This window comes from Agromyces cerinus subsp. cerinus, assembly GCF_900142065.1.
Taxonomy (GTDB): Bacteria; Actinomycetota; Actinomycetes; order Actinomycetales; family Microbacteriaceae; genus Agromyces; species Agromyces cerinus.
Genome location: NZ_FSRJ01000003.1, coordinates 537,798 through 554,817 on the forward strand (window position 1 = coordinate 537,798; position 17,020 = coordinate 554,817).

A 17,020-nucleotide genomic window follows, 5' to 3' on the forward strand; every position below is an offset into this window, starting at 1 on the left:
ACGAATGACGCGACAACTGCGCGGCCGCAACGCCGCACCGCGGCGTTCGGCCGCGCAGCTGAGCCGCGGGCGGGCCTGGTGGGCAGTGCTGTTCATCGGGCCCGCCGGTCTCGGGCTGGTGGTCTTCTACCTGTGGCCGATCATCAGGGGCATCTACCTGTCGTTCCAGGACGTCGGGCCGTTCGGCGGCGAGACCTTCGTCGGCATCGACAACTTCGTCGAGGTCTTCTCCGAACCCGATCTCGGCCGCGCCCTGCTGAACACGCTGCTGTATGCAGTGATCTGCCTCATCGGAATCCCGGTGGCGATGATCATCGCGGTGCTGATCAACACGAAGGGGCTGAAGGGGCGGAGCCTGTTCAGAGTCCTGTTCTTCCTCCCCGTCGTCACGATGCCGGTCGCGGTCGCACTGGTATGGCGACTCCTGCTGAACGTCGACTACGGGGTGCTGAATCTCAGCCTTCGGGCCATCGGTCTGCCGGGAGTCGCCTGGCTCTCCACACCGGTCGTCAACATGGTCGTGATCGCGATCGTCGGCATCTGGATGGGGCTCGGCACGCAGATCATCATCTTCACGGCCGGGCTGCAGGGCATCCCCGACACCTTGATCGAGGCCGCGGAACTCGACGGCGCAGGTCCGGTGCGGCGGTTCGTTTCCGTGATCGTCCCGCTGCTCTCCCCGACGACCTTCCTGCTGAGCGTGCTGAGCGTGATCGCATCGATGCAGGTCTTCGACCTGATCTTCCTGATGATCGACCCCAACAACCCGGCCCAGTCGCAGTCGCAGTCCTTGGTCTCCCTCTTCTACACCCGGGGCTTCCTACAGCACGATCTCGGTGCCGCCGCCGCGATCGCCTGCGTGCTGCTCGCGATCATCCTGGTGCTGAGCGCCATCCAATTCCGACTGCAACGAAGGTGGGTGCACTATGAGTGAGCCGACGTCGGTCATGATGCGTGAACGAGCACCGGTCACGGTGCGCGAACCGGCACCGGTCGCGACGCCGCGTCGAACGGGCCGTGCACCGGGCAAGCCGCTGTTCTGGGTGTACGTCCTGCTCATCCTCGGATCCGCCGTGATGGTGTTCCCGTTCCTCTGGGAGGTCCTGACTTCTCTGAAGACGCTGTCCGGGGCCTCCTCCGTGCCCCCGCAGATCATCCCGGATCCGTTCACGACCCGCGCGTACGCCAAGGTCTTCGACACCTTGCCGTTCTGGAACCTGCTCGGCAATTCGGTACTACTGACCGTGATCCGAACCCTCGGTCAGGTCCTGCTCTGCACCATGGCGGGCTACGGATTCGCCCGCTTCCACTTCCGGGGCAAGAACGTGCTGTTCATCGCCTTCCTCGCGGTGCTGATGGTTCCCGGTCAGCTCTTCCTCCTGCCGCAGTACGAGATCATCCGCGAGATGGGCCTGCTCGGCACCATCCCAGGCATCGCGCTTCCCGGACTGTTCAGCGTCTTCGGCACCTTCCTGCTGCGACAGTTCTTCCAGACGCTGCCGATGGAGCTCGAGGAGGCCGCGCGCCTCGACGGCGCGAACGAGTGGCAGATCTTCTGGCGGGTCATGCTGCCGCTCGCCAAACCGGGGATCATCGCGCTCACGCTGCTGACCGCGCTGTGGTCGTGGAACGACTTCCTCTGGCCGCTCGTGGTGTCGGGGAACGTCAACTCCATGCCGCTGAGCGTCGGCCTCAGCCTGCTCACGGACCTGCGGTTGCGGGACGACGCGCTCCTCATGGCCGGCGCGCTGCTGAGCTCCCTGCCGATGATCGTCGTCTTCCTCGTCCTGCAGCGACAGTTCATCCAGGGCATCGCCTTCACCGGAACGAAAGGGTAACAACCGAATGGGCAACACACGGATGCCGGTCGGCATCGTCGGGTTCGGAGTGCGCGCACTCCTCACCGAGGAACTCGCGAAACGGGAGGATGTCGAGATCCGGGTCATCTGCGACCCCTCCGAGTCCGCTCGCGCTCGCGCTCGCGAGCAGTTCCCCGAGGCCCGGGTCACCGACTCGCTCGACGAACTGCTCGAGGCCCGGGTCGAGGCCGTGTTCGTGCTCTCGCCCGACGACACGCACGCCGACATCGTCTGCCGGTGCCTCGCCGCAGGGGTCGCCGTGTTCTGCGAGAAGCCCATCGCGATCTCCATCGAGGATGCCGATCGCATGCTCGAACTCGCCCGTGCCACGGGCACACGGCTCTACCTCGGCCACAACATGCGCCACATGCCGGTCGTCCGGCTGATGCGCGACATCATCCAGTCGGGGCGCATCGGCGAGGTCAAGGCGATCTGGTGCCGCCATTTCGTCGGACACGGCGGCGACTACTACTTCAAGGACTGGCACGCCGAGCGGTCGCACGTGAACTCGCTGCTGCTGCAGAAGGGGGCGCACGACATCGACGTGATCCACTGGCTCGCCGGCGGCTACTCGCAGCGCGTCTCGGGGATGGGCGGCCTCACCGTCTACGGCGATCCCGAACAGCAGGGGGCTCGCACCGGGCAGATGATGACCGACTGGATCAGCACCGACAACTGGCCGCCGACGGCGCAGACCGGCATCAACCCGCGGGCGGATGTTGAAGACCTGTCGATGATCACGATGCGACTCGACAACGGCGTGTTCGCGAGCTACCAGCAGTGCCACTACACGCCCGACTACTGGCGCAACTACACCGTGATCGGCACGGAAGGCCGACTCGAGAACGTCGGCGACGACTCGGACGGCGTCGTGAACGTGTGGACACGACGGCATTCCGGCTACGCCGCGCCCGACGAGGTGATCGAGATCCCCGAGGCATCCGGATCCCACGGCGGCGCCGACCCGTTGCTGCTCGACGAGTTCCTGCGATTCGCGCGAGAAGGGGGAGGCACCGAGACCTCACCGGTCGCCGCGCGTCAGGCCGTCGCCGTCGGCGTGCTCGCCGCAGCATCCCTTCGCGGCGACCAGGGCGCCCGTACGGTCCCGGCACTCGCACCGGAGCTGATCGAGTACTTCGACGACGGGCAGCCGGGTTCGCACGGCGTCGTGCCGATGTCCGTCGCAGCGATGGATCACTGAGCCGGACCGTTCCCGCAGTTCGAGCACGATGAGGAGTTCGAAGATGAGACAGCGTCCGCCGACCGATTCCACAACGTCGACCACTGGACGCAGCGGATGCCGCGGCAGCCGCCGCGGGACATCGTGAGGTCGTCGGCCGCGGGCATCGCGGGGCAGTCGATCGCGCTCGTCCTTCTTCTGGCCTCCACCTGGGTGGTCGTCGGCATCGCACTCGTGGGGGCGGAGGCCGGGGTGGTCTCCGCAGGACGCACGGTGTTCGCGGCCTTCGGCCTGTTGCTCCTGCTGCTCACGTCGCAGAACCGGCGCTCGACGCAGACGGACGACCGGGGCGCGGTCGGTCGCCCTGGTCGGTACACCGCATGGCAGCTCGTCGTACTCGCCGGAACCGGGGTCGCCGGCTACACGATGTTGTCGACGGTCGCGATCGATCTCGCCGGCCCGACGCTGCCGAGCCTCGTGTTGTCGCTCTCGCCCGCGGTCGTGCTGATGCTCGAGGCCAGGCTGGCGCGGGCACGCGTGAACATGCCGACCCTGGTCGCCACGGGGGCCGCCATCGCCGGTACGGTGCTCTTCGTCGTTCCACGACTCAGTGGAACAGCCGGATCGGACACCCTCCTCGGAGTGCTCGCGGCGATCGCCGCCATGCTCTCGATGGCGGTCTACGGCCTCTACTTCGCGCAGGTCAATCTTCACCATGTGGGTGCCCTGACTCCGCGCATCCTTCCGATCTTCGCGCTCGGGAGCATCCCGCTCGTGCTCTGGGCCGGCATCGAGGTGTCGAACGGCCGGAACGTGGACCTGTCGAGCGTGGTGATCCTGGCATTGCTCGGAATCGTGATCTATGTGCCCGCCTACCTGGTGCAGCACCGGATCCTGCTGAGTGCCGGCCCCGCATACGCCGCCGTGTTGGGACTGGCCGTCCCGCCGTTGGTCGGGGTCGCCTCCGCCGTCCTCGGCATCGCGGACGCTCCCGGAGTCGTCCAGACCGTCGGGATCGCGCTCACCTCGGTGGCCATGGTCTTCGTCATCCGCCTGAAGTTCGCAGAACACGCCGCCGCACGGGAAGGCTGACCGACCCCGCACCTCGTCACCCACCCATGCAGTACCTCTGCGCTCCCGACACGGAGGCATTCCCCGATCGTCGGTTCACCGATGAACCGAGAACACAGAAAAGGAGTACTCATGCAAGACAGGCGAACGAAACCCATCGCCATACTCAGCGCCTCGGCGCTGATCACGACGGCGCTGGCCGTCGGTGCGTCTGCGGGGCCCGCTCAGGCCCAGCAGACGGGCGGAAACGCACCGTTCATCAATTCGTGGCTCGTGTCCGGGCCGGTCGACACCGCCGTCGCGGACGAGATCTACGGATGCGAGGCGCCCGAGGTCGTGAACCTGGCGGCGTCGGCGACGGCGACGGCCTCGACGGCCCTCGCCGCGAACCCGCCCGCCCAGCTGATCGACGGCGATGTCCGCAAGCAGTGGGTGGGGGAGAGCACGTCCGCTCCGACCGTCACCCTCAGCTGGGATTCGCCGATCTCACTCAACGAGGTGCGGTTGGCTCAGTGGGGCGACGGGCGCCACGTGAACCAGTCGTACCGGCTTGCGTTCACGCTCGAGGATGGCTCGACGGTCGATGTGCCGACCGTCGCCAGCACCTCCAACGCCCCGACCTCGCCCACGATCTACACGCACGCGGAGACGCTGCAGGGTGTCGTGTCGCTGACCGTCACGATCGACCCGGATCGCAGTCCGTACCCGGGAATCACCGGGCTGTCGGAGATCGAGGTCTACGAGCGGGTGCAGCCGTCGCAGGGCGAGGAGCCGATCACGCCCGAGCTCGGCGGCACGCTCGGCACCGAGGCCGAGTCGACCGAGTGGGAGTACTTCGACGATCGGCTCTACAACCGCAACTACGACGACTACCAGGACCTGTACGGCTACTACTCGGTCAAGAAGGGTGAGGACACGCGGAACAAGTTCGTCTACGCGCACACCTACGTCTACAGCCCCGAGGCGCGGAAGGCGTTCGTGAACGTCGGGGCGAGCGGCTCGTACCGGCTGTACGTGAACGACCACTGCCTGACGTCTCCGAGCACGCCCGTCGAGGTGCAGAAGGACCTGACGAAGCAGGAGGTCGACCTGCAGGCGGGATGGAACAAGGTGCTGCTGCAGATCGAGCACACCTACACCGAGGACGTGAACGGCAACGGCGTTCCGATCGCCAAGGACCAGAACGTCGCCTACCTCGGCTTCTACGGTCGGATCAGCGATGAGCGCGGCAACCGAATCGACGGGATCGTCAGCTCGGTGGCCGGCCCTTCCGACGAGCTGCAGATCGACACGCAGTCGCTCGAGAGCCGCAGCCCGGGCGAGGACACGCTGCCGAAGGCCGTCCTGCCGACCGGCTACGTGGACTGGCCCTACGTGTGGAACAAGTCGGTCACCTCGAACGCGTACGGCGTCTCGGCATCTCCGTTCCAGTTCAACGCCAGCGGCGGCGAGCCCGGTTACACCTGGAAGCTGGTCGACGGCGAGCTCCCCGAAGGTCTCGAGCTGAACCCCGACGGCACGATCCCCGACGGACTCGTCGACGGCAAGGCGGATCTCGCCAACCCGAAGGGCGTCATCAGTCCGAACGCCCGCATCGGCGACTACGCGTTCACGCTCGAGGTGACCGACGCCGCAGGCACGACCGCGACCAAGGAGTTCACCCTCACGGTGGAGGATCGACCCAACCGCGAGTTCGAGGAAGGACGCGTCAGCGCACTCACGCACGCCACCCCGATCTACAACTACTTCGTCGATCCGAACTACTCGGTCGACCAGTGGGCGCAGCGCGCGCTCGGGCAGGGCCACTCGCTCGTGACGCTCGAAGCGCTGCAGCAGAACTACCACTGGCCGTCGAAGTTCGCCGACCCGGCGCACGATCGCAACCAGTACATGCCGAAGGACGCCGACGGCAAGGTCGTCGACGGGCTGATGCCCTTCGCCGACGCCGTGAGGCGATACGGCATGGATCTCGGGATCTACTACGCGACCGAGGGCGGCGGCCTGCAGCACTACTCGACCGACGTGTTCGTGCAGAACGTCGAGGACCTGCTCGACCGATACGAGCCGACCTATCTGTACTTCGACGGACCGCAGGCCATGCGAGGTGCGAACTACGACGTGATGTACAGCGCGGTGCGCAACCACGGCGCGGACATCATCATCGACTCCAACGCCTGGGGGGAGGAGTTCGGCGACCCGGACATCCGCACCGCCGAGGCATCCGGCATCTTCTCGAACGCGGGCGCCGACCACCTGGTCAAGCGGACCCCGATGGAGCCGTGGAAGATGATCCGCACCGCGAACCAGGTGTCGCCGTACTACGGTCAGCGCGACGACTTCCGCATGGTGGTGCAGGAGACCGTCATGAATGCCGGCCGCGGCTACGTCGACAACAACGACCAGACCGTGCTCGACAGTCGCGGCCCGAACTGGCACTCGCCCACCGAGATGGCGACGCGTTATCCGAAGGGCGTCCAGGAGTTCATCGACGTGCGTGACGCGATGGTCGACTGGTGGCAGCCGGCTCCCGGCGTGAACCTGCACGAGTCGGTCACCGGCACCATGCCGTTCTACCTTCCGGGGTACGGATACGAGGACGACGGGATCGGCAACTACGACCAGTTCGCCCACCCGAACGCCTCGACCGGCCCGCAGTGGGGGTATGCGACCAGTCGCGACAACAGCGTCTACCTGCACATCGTGAAGGGGCCGGATGGCAAGAAGGGCTTCGAGGCGATCCCTGACCGTCAGCTGACGGTCGGAGGCATCGCCCACGGGGTGGAATCGGTCACTCTGCTCAACGCCGATCAGCCGATCCAATTCACGCAGGACGGCGAATCGCTGGCCATCGACCTGAGCGATGTCGCCGCCGATCCGATCGACACGATCATCAAGATCGAGACGGATGACGCGGCTCGCGAGTACGCCCTGACCGACGTGACGGTCGACGCCGAGGCCCGCGACGACGGCCGGCTGCAGCTGATCGCGGGTGGATACATGACGTACCCCTCGCTGGCGACGGAGCTCGACAAGGTGAAGTACCACTCGTCGAACAAGAAGGTGGCCACCGTCGGCAAGGACGGTGTGGTCGTGCCCCGAGGCGACGGCTCGGTGACGGTCACCGTGACCGGAAAGGCCGCTGGAGTCACGAAGCGCACCGACGTCGAGATCGCGGTCGTGAACGGTGTGGCGTTCATCGGCGAGGATCTGACCTCGGCGGTGCTGCGGATCGACGACAAGGAGACGTTCGGCACGTTCGACCGCGGTGCGTCGCCCGCGTACACGCTCGACGGACGCTCGGCGCACGGTCAGTCCGTGCGACTGGATGCCGCCGAGATCACCTGGCACGCCGGCACGGTCGACCTCGACGCCGGCACGAAGACGGCGCCGGTCGTGATCACCGAACTCGACACGTTCGCGTTCGAGGACGGAGAGCTCTCGCTGCCCGAGGTCGCCGAGACGACGCGCGGCGTCGCCTGGGCCGAGGTCGAACTGGGCGGCAAGACCGTCACCAGCAACCGGGTGTTCTTCGACCTGCTGCCGACGCGCGATCTCGCAGGCTCGGCGAAGGTCACCGCGAGCGACGGCTCCTCGTCGACGGCGGAGCTGACGGACGGGATCGAGATCGACGCCGCCCACCTCGGCGGCTCCGGCTGGACCGCTCCCGGAGCCGCGCCCTCGTGGGTGCAGTTCGAGCTCGACGAGCCCGCCGCGCTGTCGAGCATCGGGCTGACGTTCAACTCGGCGGGTCAGCGCTACGTCAACACGCCGAAGTCGATCGTCATTCAGACGAGCAGCGACGGGGAGACCTGGCAGGATGCCGCTGCCGTCGCCGGGCCGACGGGCGGGGTCTACTTCGGAGCGCCGAACGCCTATCCGCTCACCGGCACCGTTCAGCACGTGCGGGTCTCGTTCCCGGAGGGGTCACGAGGGTCGACCCTCGACGTGCTCGAGGTCGCGATCAACGCGAAGTGAGTCGGGACCGTCCCTGACCTGCCTCGGTGACTCGGGCGCCATCACGGCCCGAGTCACCGGGGCGGCCGGGAGACCGCCGGGCGGGGAACGGCCCCCGGCGGTCGCGCGATTCCCGTGTCGGAGGCGGTGAGTAGACTCTTCTGGTCACTCGACCTTAGGGGCATTACATATGCAACGAATCATCACTTCCACGGCGCTCGTCTTCGCGGGCGCCCTGCTTCTCTCGGGCTGCGCCACAAGCGGCGGCACCGAGGCGAGCCCGTCCGCCGACTCGTGCGAGGTCGTCCGCGTCGAGGTGCGCGACGTCTCGAACGGTGCGCAGAACGCGATCCTGACCGTCACCGACCCGACTGAGCTCGTCGCCTACCTCGACGAGCTCTCCGAGCGCGTCGACGCGCTCGACGAGCAGGCGGCCGACGACACGGCTCTCGCCGACGCGCTCGACGCGTTCGACGAGAAGATCGACGCGGCGAGCGACTGGGCGGAGACGCTGCCCACCGCTGCCGAGATCGAGGCCGGCGCCGAGATCGACGCCGAGGCACAGGCTGCGCAGACCGCGGACATCCAGACCGCAGCGGTCAAGGTCACCGAGGTGTGCACCGCCGAGTAGCAGTCGTCACGGAGTCGACGCGGGGCATCGCGCCCGGTCGCGTCGACTCCGAACGCGCATGATGAGCGCGCGGCATCCGTTCACTCGGAGGCCGCGCGCTTTCGCGTGCTCGCCGTCTTCTTCGGAGCCTTCGTCGATTTCGCCTCGGACGCCGTGGTCGTCGCGTCGGATGCCTCGCGCTTGGCCGCGATCGACTGACGCAGCGCCTCCATGAGGTCGATGACCTCGCCGCCCTTCTCCTCTTCGGGCTCTTCGCCGAAGGTCGCTGCGGTGTCGATGCCCTCGCCCTGTTCGAGCTTGGCCGCGATGAGCGTGCGCAGCTCCTGCTGGTACTCGTCGACGTACTGCTCGGGGTCGAAGTCGGAGACGAGGCTCTCGACGAGCTGCTTCGAGAGGTCGAGTTCCTTCGCCGAGATCTTCACCGGCTCGGAGAGCGAGGCGAAGTCGGCGGCGCGCACCTCGTCGCTCCAGAGCAGCGTCTGCACCATGAGCACGTCGCCGTGCACGCGGAGGGCGGCGAGCCGCGTCTTCTGCCGCAGGGCCATCTGCACGATCGCGGTGCGGTCGGTCGACTCGAGCGTCTCGCGCAGCAGCACGTAGGCCTTCGACGACGCCGAGTCGGGCTCGAGGTAGTAGCTGCGGTCGAACATGATCGGGTCGATCTGGTCGCTCGGCACGAACTCGACGACCTCGATCTCGCGGCTGCGCTCGGCCGGCAGCGACTTCAGGTCGTCGTCGGTGATGACGACGGTCTGCTCGCCGTCGTCGTACGCCTTGTCGATGTTCTTGAAATCGACGACCTTGCCGCAGACCTCGCACTTGCGTTGGTACCTGATGCGCCCACCGTCTTCGTCGTGCACCTGGTGCAGTGACACGTCGTGGTCTTCGGTGGCGCTGTACAGCTTGACGGGCACATTGACGAGGCCGAATGTGACCGCCCCCTTCCAGACGGCTCGCATGCCTCCAGTACACACCAGGGGCATGCGTGCGCGATACCCCTCGCGGCATCCTCGTGATCCGGCGCCGACCCCGGCATGATGGTGGTCATGGCCGATGGCGCGCGCCAACTCGTCGAGGTCGACGGCCGCCGCCTGCGGTTGACGAACCTCGACAAGGTCATGTATCCCGAGACGGGCATGACGAAGGGCGAGGTGATCTCCTACTACGCGGAGATCGCCGCCGTCATGGTGCCGCTCGTCGCCGGGCGGCCGGTCACGCGCAAACGGTGGGTGCACGGCGTCGGCACAGCGGATGCCCCTGAGCAGCCGTTCTTCGAGAAGAACCTCGCCGAGCATGCTCCCGACTGGGTGCGCCGCGGCATCCAGCACCACTCCGACGGCGACAAGGCGTATCCCATCGCCGGCGACCGTGCGACGCTCGTCTGGCTCGCGCAGCAGGCCGCCCTCGAGCTGCACGTGCCGCAGTGGCGGTTCGATGCCGGCGGGGAGCCCGCGAAGCCCGATCGCATGGTCTTCGACCTCGATCCCGGCGAGGGCATGGGACTCGCCGAGTGCGCCGAGGTCGCGAGACTCGTGCGCGACCTCATCGCGGGAATGGGCCTCGAGGCAGTGCCCGTGACGAGCGGCAGCAAGGGCATCCACCTCTATGCGGCGCTCGACGGCTCGCAGACCTCCGACCAGGTCTCGGCGGTCGCGCACGAGTTGGCCAGGGCGCTCGAGGCAGACCATCCCGACCTCGTGGTCTCGAGCATGCGCAAGACGCTGCGCACCGGGCGGGTGCTCATCGACTGGAGCCAGAACAACGGCAAGAAGACGACGATCGCGCCGTACTCGCTGCGCGGCCGGCCGCGGCCGACGGTGGCCGCGCCGCGCACGTGGGAAGAACTCGACGATGCAGGGCTCCGTCAGCTCGAGGCATCCGAGGTGCTCGAACGGGTCGCGGCGGCAGGCGACCCGATGCGGGCGATCACCGAACGCTCGCACGGAGGGCCGCTCGCACAGTACCTGTCGATGCGGAGCGCCGCGGCCACGCCTGAGCCCATGCCGGCGTCGGCATGGGGTGAGGCGAGTGCGGGGGAGCCGCGCTTCGTGATCCAGGAGCACCGCGCCCGCCGCCTGCACTTCGACCTGCGGCTCGAGCGCGACGGCGTGCTGAAGAGCTGGGCGGTGCCGAAGGGCGTGCCCGAGACGTCGGGGGCGAACCACCTCGCCGTGCAGACCGAGGACCACCCGATGGAGTACGCCGCGTTCGAGGGCACCATCCCGAAGGGGGAATACGGTGCCGGGTCCATGACGATCTGGGATGCCGGAACCTATGCGACCGAGAAGTGGCGCGACGACGAGATCATCATCGACGTCGACGGGCAGCCGGGCGGGCCGCTCGGCGGGCCGGTGCGGCTCGCGCTCATCCGCACCGACGGGCAGGGTGAGAAGAGCTCGTGGCTGCTGCACCGGATGAAGGACCAGACGATGCGCGCCGAGCAGGTTCTGCCGGTTGAGCCTGTCGAAACCGGGCCGGTCGAGACCGGGCCGGTCGAGACCGAGCCGGTCGAGACCGAGGCTGTCGACACCTCTCGTGCAGGCCCCATGGTTTCGGCAGGCTCGACCCGCAGCGTTCGGCAGGCTCATCGCGCGGAAGAGCGCCCGATGCTCGCGACGGCGGCGACGGTCGGCATGCTCAGCGGAGAGGAGTGGGCGCTCGAGTGGAAGTGGGACGGCATCCGCGTGCTCGCGCGCACCGAGGGCGGTGTCGTGCGGTTGCTCAGCCGCAACGGGGTCGACATCACCGCCCGGTACCCCGAGCTCGCCCAACTGCCCGCCGTCGTGCGCGGCGATGCCCTCCTCGACGGCGAGATCGTCGCACTCGACGCTGACGGGCGACCTGATTTCGGGCGCCTCCAGCATCGGATGAATCTCACGAAGCCGCGGGAGATCGAGCGGGTCGCGGCATCCGTTCCCGTGCGCCTGCTGCTCTTCGACGTGCTCGAGGTCGCCGGTCGATCCGTCGTCGACGAGCCGTACCGCGAGCGTCGCGCGCGGCTGGCCGGACTCGTCAGGATGAAGCGGGGCGTGCCGATCGAGGTGCCCGCGCCCGCCACCGGGAGCCCGGCCGAGGCGCTCGAGGAGAGCCGCCGGCTCGGGCTCGAGGGGCTCGTCGCGAAGCGCCCCGACTCCCGGTACCGACCCGGCGCCCGCAGCAGCGACTGGCTGAAGCTCAAGCTCACCCTGACGCAGGAGGTCGTGATCGGCGGCTACCGACGGGGCGTCGGCACGCGCACCGGGCGCATCCGCTCGTTGCTCGTCGGCATCCCGGGTGAGGGCGGTCTCGGCGCCGGCAGCCTCGAGTACGCCGGCCGCGTGGGGTCGGGATTCGCCGAGCGCGAGCTCGACCGACTCCTCGCCGCGCTGACGCCGCTCGAGCAGGCCGAGTCGCCCTTCGTGCAGGTGCCCGCGGCCGACATGAGCGACGCGGTCTGGGTGCGCCCCGAGCTCGTCGGCGAGATCGAACTCGGCGAATGGACGGGCACCGGGGTCGCGCGGCATCCGCGCTGGCGAGGCCTGCGACCCGACAAGTCGCCGGCCGACGTCGTGCGCGAGAGCTGACCGGTTCGCGAACCGGTGCGGAGAGTTCAGGCTTCGTCGACGCGCCTGAGCAGTTCGATCAGCCGCTGCTCGCGGTTGGCACCGGATGCCGCGACGACCCCCTGGCCGTAGGCGAGGAGCACTCGCGGGTCGACGTAGCTGTTCCGGGCGATCGCCGGTGTGTTGCCGAGCACCTGCGACGCCTCCTCGATCGCCGCTCGGATGGCCGCCGTTCGGGCGCGGGCTGTGGCGGCCGGGCCGAGCTCCGCGAGTCGATCGGCCGCTGCGATCGTGCCGCGCAGAGTGCGGAAGTCCTTCGCGGTGAAGTCGCCGCCGGTGCGCTCGCGGATGTCGTCGTTGACGTCGACCGGCGCTGCGGCTCGCATCGACCGTCCGTCCGGCCACGCGTAGAGACGACTGGCCGATGAGCGTTCGCCGGTGCTCGCGATGAACCCGGCGAGCGGGGCATCCGCCACTCTCAGGTCTTGCGCGATCCCGCCCTTCGCGCGGAACCGGAATCGCACCGTCTCGTCGTCCTCCAGCCTGGCGTTGCGCACCAGGAGCGTGGTCAGGCCGCGACTGCGGAAGCCGGCGAGCGATTCCTCCGAGCCGATGCGGATGCCGCCGAGGTCGAGCGTGCGGAATGCGGCCGCGAGCACCCGCTCTCGAGGTGACCCGTCGAGCGCGAGGTCGCGCGCGACGCTCCGGCGGGCCGCGGGCAGGGCGGAGGCGAGGGCGGTCATGCGCTCGAACTTCTCGGCGTCCTGTCGCTCGCGCCAGACCGGGTGGTAGAGGTACTGACGTCGTCCGGCGGCGTCCACCCCGACGGCGAGGATGTGGGCGTTCGCGGCATCCGAGATCCACACCTCCTGCCAGGCGGGCGGGATCGCGAGGTCGGCGATGCGGGCTCGCTCGGCCCGGTTCGCGCCGCCGCCGGTGCTGTGCACGTAGCCGAAGCCGCGCCCGCGCCGCACCCGGTTGAACCCGGGGGAGACGTACGGTTCGACCCGCTTCAGGCGCGGCATCGGCGACGGCCGGTCAGTGGTCGCGCAGTCACAGTCCGCGGCCGCCGGTGACCGGCAGGATGGCCCCGGACACGTACGAGGCCTCGTCCGACGCGAGGTACACGTAGGCGCCGGCGAGTTCCGCCGGCTGCCCCGCGCGACCGAGCGGAGTATTGTGCCCGAACTCGGGCAGTTTGTCGGGCCAGCCGGTCGACGGGATGAGCGGCGTCCAGATCGGACCGGGGGCGACGGCGTTCACGCGGATGCCCCGTGGTCCGAGCTCCTCGGCGAGCGCCTTCGTGAAGGCGACCAGCGCCGCCTTGGTCATTGCGTAGTCGACGAGATCCGACGACGGGTCGAAGCCCTGGATGGACGTCGTCGTGATGATGCTCGACCCGGCGTCCATGAGGGGCACCGCGGCGCGAGCGAGGAAGACCGGCGCGAACAGGTTCACGCGCATCACGGTCTCGAAGTCGTCGGTCGGGATCGTCGAGATGCCACCGCGTTCGCGTTGATGAGCGGCGTTGAGCACCAGCAGATCGAGACCGCCGAACGCCTGGTGCGTGCGGGCGACGAGCTCCTTGCAGTGACTCTCGTCGCGCAGGTCTCCCGAGAGCAGCAGTGGGTCGGATCCGGCGTCCGAGATCCACTCCGCCGTCTCGTCCGCGTCCTCCTGCTCGCTCGGCAGGAAGGCGATGGCGACCCTCGCGCCCTCTCGGGCGAAGGCGATCGCGACCGCGCGGCCGATGCCGGAGTCTCCGCCGGTGATGAGGGCGCGACGACCTTCGAGACGCCGGTTGCCGCGGTAGCTCTGCTCGCCGTGGTCGGGCAGTGGGGACATCCGCTCGGTGAGGCCGGGCGGTTCCTGCTCCTGTCGTGGGAAGGGGTCGGTCGTGTGCTTGGTCGTCGGGTCGATGAGCAGGTCGTTGCTCAGGCGGTCGTAGGTCATGGGACCTCCTCGGATCACCGGCCACGGTACGCGCGCGCAGCAGCTCCCGGCAGGGGATTGACAAGCCGCATGGTCGACGCTCGAGCCGGACGGACGCGAGCCTTCGCAGGCGCGTGAGTAGCACGCGGCCGGAACGGCGGTCAACCCCTAGCCGCCGGTGCAGGCAGCCCAATAGCGTCGAGGAACGAGGCGTACCCCCGTCTCGAGGTTCTGCCCGTCGGGCCCGAACCACTCGCCGCACTCGTCGATCACGAGGGCGGACCACCTGAAGGAGAGATCATGAACATCCTCGTCGCCATCATCGCCATCGCCGCGGTCGTCCTGCTCATCACCGGCGGCGTCGTCCCCGCACTGAACTTCCTCATCTGGGTCGGCGTCGCATTGGCGGTCATCGCGGTCATCGTGTTCCTCGTTCGCTACATCGGTGGGAACCGGACGGTCTGACCCGCGCAGCACTTCACCCGAACGGGCGGCCCCAGGGCCGCCCGTTCCGCGTGTCGAGGCCGTATGCTGAGGCCGTGGGAACCCTGTATTACGGCGACTCCGGCACCCCGATCGGCATCGAGGACCGAGCACTCGCGCATGTGAAGGTCGCCATCACGACGAAGCTCCGTCGGGGTGAGTCCTTCACGTTGTCCTGGCAGCACGCCGAGGACCAGCCGCGCGGCCGGAGCACGCTCTGGCTGCACCCCAGCATTCCGCTGCGATTCGTCTTCGACGAACCGGAGGCGCCCGAGCTCAGCCGGCAGTGGATCGAGGATCTGATGCGGTCGGCCAACAGCACGGGCGGAATCCGCCTCGTGCCGGAGCATCTTGACACCGATCCGATCCCGACGATCGCCGACCAGCCGGTGCAGGTCGGCGTCGACGTGCAGGAGGTCGAGGCCGGCAGCGAGGGCCAGCCGGCCTGAGGTCACGTCCCCGTTGCGCCCGACCGCAACGCGACGAGCGTGCGCTAGTCGCTCTCGATGGGTTCGTTCTCGGTGGGCTCGGGCACGAAGACCAGCCCCGCGGTGCTGTTGGCCGCGAGCAGCAACTGCTCGATCCAGAGCCGGTTCAACGTGGGCTGGCGATTGCCGCTGAAGACGAACTGCAGCGGCACCGATTCGTGCAGCCACATCGTGGTGCGGCCGCTGCCGTTCTCGACCCCGTGCTCCCAGGTCATCGCGAAGCTCTCGGAGCGGCGGAGCTTGTTGAGGATCGCCACGCGCAGGTGGGCGAGGGTGCGATCGTCGATCTCGATCTCACGTGGTGACGAGTTGTAGATGAACTTGCCCATGCCCGAACTCTAGCCCGCGGGGAGGGGCGAGCGGGGCCGGATCCGCGATGCCTCACGCACCGGTCTCGTCGAGGACCGTTCGTCCGAGAAGGGCTGCCTGCGGAGGGAGTGCGGATCTACCCTGAAAGAGAGGGGGATCGCGATGAACGACGCACTCGAACATGCCCTGGAGCACGAGATCGAGCGCTGGTGGCCACAGCTCTCGATCGAGGCGAAGCACCGGATGCTCGCCGACCTCGAGGCCGAACTCGACCCGCTCACGTGCGCCGAGATCGAGGCCCTGGTGGGGGCTCCGGCGCCCACGAGCCTCACCGCGGCCGAACGGATGTTCATCATCACGCAGATGGAGGCGGTCGACTGACACGGGGCATCCGCTCGATTGTCGAGTTCTTGCGCTGCCTCCCGTAGCATGACGGCATGTCGAGGAGACTCGCGGATGTCGCGCGCAAGGTCGGAGTCAGCGAAGCCACCGTCAGTCGGGTGCTGAACGGCAAGCCCGGTGTCTCGGCGTCGACCCGCGACGCCGTGCTCACGGCGCTCGACGTGCTCGGCTACGAGCGGCCGACGAAGCTGCGCGGCGAGCGCGCCCGGCTCGTGGGCCTCGTCATGCCCGAGCTGCAGAACCCCATCTTCCCCGCGCTCGCCGAGGCGATCGGCGGCGGCCTCGCGCAGAACGGCTACACGCCGGTGCTCTGCATCCAGACGGCGGGCGGCATCTCGGAGTCCGACTACGTCGAGCTGCTCCTGCATCAGCAGGTCTCGGGCGTGATCTTCGCGGGCGGTGCCTACGCCCAGGCGGAGGTGAACCACGACCACTACGAGCGGCTCCGCGAGCTGAAGCTGCCGACCGTGCTCGTGAACGCACCGATCGACGGCCTCGATTTCGCGACGGTCTCGTGCGACGACGCGACCTCGGTCGAGCAGGCGTTCGGCCATCTCGTGCAGTTGGGGCACGAGCGCATCGGCATCCTGCTCGGCCCGAACGACCACATGCCCTCGCAGCGCAAGCACGCGGCGGCGTTGCGCATGGCGGAGCGGCACGGGCTCGAGCTCGGCGACGACCGCATCGTGCACTCGCTGTACTCGCTCGAGTCGGGCCAGACGGCGGCGACCAAGCTGCTCGCCGCGGGTGTCACGGGCATCGTCTGCGCGAGCGATCCCATGGCGCTCGGGGCGGTGCGGGCGGTGCGCCGTGCAGGGCTCCGCGTGCCCGAGGACGTCTCCGTGATCGGCTACGACGACTCGGCGCTGATGAACTGCACCGAGCCGCCGCTGACAACGGTGCGGCAGCCGATCGAGGCGATGGGCAAGATGATCATCGAGCTGCTCATGCGCCAGATGTCGAGCGAGCGGGCGATCGGCGATGAGGTCTTCTTCGCGCCCGAGCTCGTGGTGCGCGGGTCGACGGCGCCGGCCAGGCGCTGAGGCCGCGTACGCCCGCTTGCGCGGATCAGGCAAGTGGATGCCGCAATTCCACGCAAATCACCGCAAACTGATGTCGATTTGTTGAATAGTTGCATCATTCTGTTGCTCTCATTACGTTGACGGCAA

The 17,020-nt window shown here is 68.3% G+C and carries 15 protein-coding genes; 11 read left to right on the top strand and 4 right to left on the bottom strand.

Annotation, left to right across the window (positions count from 1 at the left end):
* The first annotated feature begins 4 nt into the window (after positions 1 to 4).
* From BUR99_RS12955 to BUR99_RS12980, 6 genes are all read left to right on the top strand, one after another.
* A complete protein-coding gene (locus BUR99_RS12955; protein WP_074260760.1) occupies positions 5 to 934 on the top strand; it encodes a carbohydrate ABC transporter permease in 930 nt (309 codons plus the stop codon).
* Positions 927 to 1,838 carry a carbohydrate ABC transporter permease gene (locus tag BUR99_RS12960; RefSeq protein ID WP_234980847.1) on the top strand — a complete coding sequence of 304 codons (912 nt, stop codon included), beginning with the start codon at positions 927 to 929 and terminating at the stop codon, positions 1,836 to 1,838. Before BUR99_RS12955 ends, BUR99_RS12960 begins: the two co-directional genes overlap by 8 nt.
* Before the next feature lie 7 nt (positions 1,839 to 1,845).
* On the top strand, positions 1,846 to 3,060 hold the full coding sequence (locus BUR99_RS12965; protein ID WP_074260761.1) for a Gfo/Idh/MocA family protein: 1,215 nt from the start codon (positions 1,846 to 1,848) through the stop codon (positions 3,058 to 3,060).
* Positions 3,061 to 3,156: 96 nt separating this feature from the next.
* Positions 3,157 to 4,131 (top strand): DMT family transporter, encoded by a 975-nt coding sequence (locus BUR99_RS12970; RefSeq protein ID WP_074260762.1) that lies wholly within the window; start codon positions 3,157 to 3,159, stop codon positions 4,129 to 4,131.
* Positions 4,132 to 4,242: 111 nt separating this feature from the next.
* A complete protein-coding gene (locus BUR99_RS12975; RefSeq protein WP_074260763.1) occupies positions 4,243 to 8,085 on the top strand; it encodes a discoidin domain-containing protein in 3,843 nt (1,280 codons plus the stop codon).
* Between the two features lie 169 nt (positions 8,086 to 8,254).
* Complete coding sequence (locus BUR99_RS12980; RefSeq protein WP_074260764.1) at positions 8,255 to 8,695, top strand: hypothetical protein; 441 nt, start codon at positions 8,255 to 8,257, stop codon at positions 8,693 to 8,695.
* Between the two features lie 80 nt (positions 8,696 to 8,775).
* On the opposite strand, the gene ku is transcribed toward BUR99_RS12980, so the two are convergent.
* Positions 8,776 to 9,654, bottom strand: coding sequence for a non-homologous end joining protein Ku (gene ku / locus BUR99_RS12985; RefSeq protein ID WP_074260765.1), 879 nt, complete (start codon positions 9,652 to 9,654; stop codon positions 8,776 to 8,778).
* A gap of 87 nt (positions 9,655 to 9,741) precedes the next feature.
* Between ku and BUR99_RS12990 the strand changes: the two genes are divergently transcribed.
* Positions 9,742 to 12,258, top strand: coding sequence for an ATP-dependent DNA ligase (locus tag BUR99_RS12990; RefSeq protein ID WP_074261036.1), 2,517 nt, complete (start codon positions 9,742 to 9,744; stop codon positions 12,256 to 12,258).
* Positions 12,259 to 12,284: 26 nt separating this feature from the next.
* Here the strand turns inward: BUR99_RS12990 and BUR99_RS12995 are convergent, their stop codons facing one another.
* Entirely contained in the window at positions 12,285 to 13,262 is a 978-nt protein-coding gene (locus tag BUR99_RS12995) for a DNA topoisomerase IB (protein WP_074260766.1), read from the bottom strand.
* A 28-nt stretch (positions 13,263 to 13,290) separates the two neighbouring features.
* Positions 13,291 to 14,190: an SDR family oxidoreductase gene (locus tag BUR99_RS13000; protein WP_074260767.1), complete on the bottom strand. Its 900-nt coding sequence runs from the start codon at positions 14,188 to 14,190 to the stop codon at positions 13,291 to 13,293.
* Positions 14,191 to 14,469: 279 nt separating this feature from the next.
* On the opposite strand from BUR99_RS13000, the gene BUR99_RS20460 reads away from it, so the two are divergent.
* Positions 14,470 to 14,634, top strand: a complete 165-nt coding sequence (locus tag BUR99_RS20460) for a hypothetical protein (protein WP_200802729.1) — start codon at positions 14,470 to 14,472, stop codon at positions 14,632 to 14,634.
* Between the two features lie 74 nt (positions 14,635 to 14,708).
* Complete coding sequence (locus tag BUR99_RS13005; protein WP_234980848.1) at positions 14,709 to 15,101, top strand: DUF7882 family protein; 393 nt, start codon at positions 14,709 to 14,711, stop codon at positions 15,099 to 15,101.
* Positions 15,102 to 15,145: 44 nt separating this feature from the next.
* Here BUR99_RS13005 and BUR99_RS13010 read toward each other — a convergent pair whose 3' ends face one another.
* A complete protein-coding gene (locus BUR99_RS13010) occupies positions 15,146 to 15,469 on the bottom strand; it encodes a DUF7882 family protein (RefSeq protein ID WP_074260768.1) in 324 nt (107 codons plus the stop codon).
* 142 nt (positions 15,470 to 15,611) lie between these two features.
* On the opposite strand from BUR99_RS13010, the gene BUR99_RS13015 reads away from it, so the two are divergent.
* The gene (locus tag BUR99_RS13015; RefSeq protein WP_074260769.1) at positions 15,612 to 15,830 is read left to right on the top strand and encodes a hypothetical protein; all 219 of its coding nucleotides are present in this window, start codon (positions 15,612 to 15,614) and stop codon (positions 15,828 to 15,830) included.
* A 56-nt stretch (positions 15,831 to 15,886) separates the two neighbouring features.
* Positions 15,887 to 16,894 carry a LacI family DNA-binding transcriptional regulator gene (locus BUR99_RS13020; RefSeq protein WP_074260770.1) on the top strand — a complete coding sequence of 336 codons (1,008 nt, stop codon included), beginning with the start codon at positions 15,887 to 15,889 and terminating at the stop codon, positions 16,892 to 16,894.
* Positions 16,895 to 17,020: the final 126 nt, after the last annotated feature.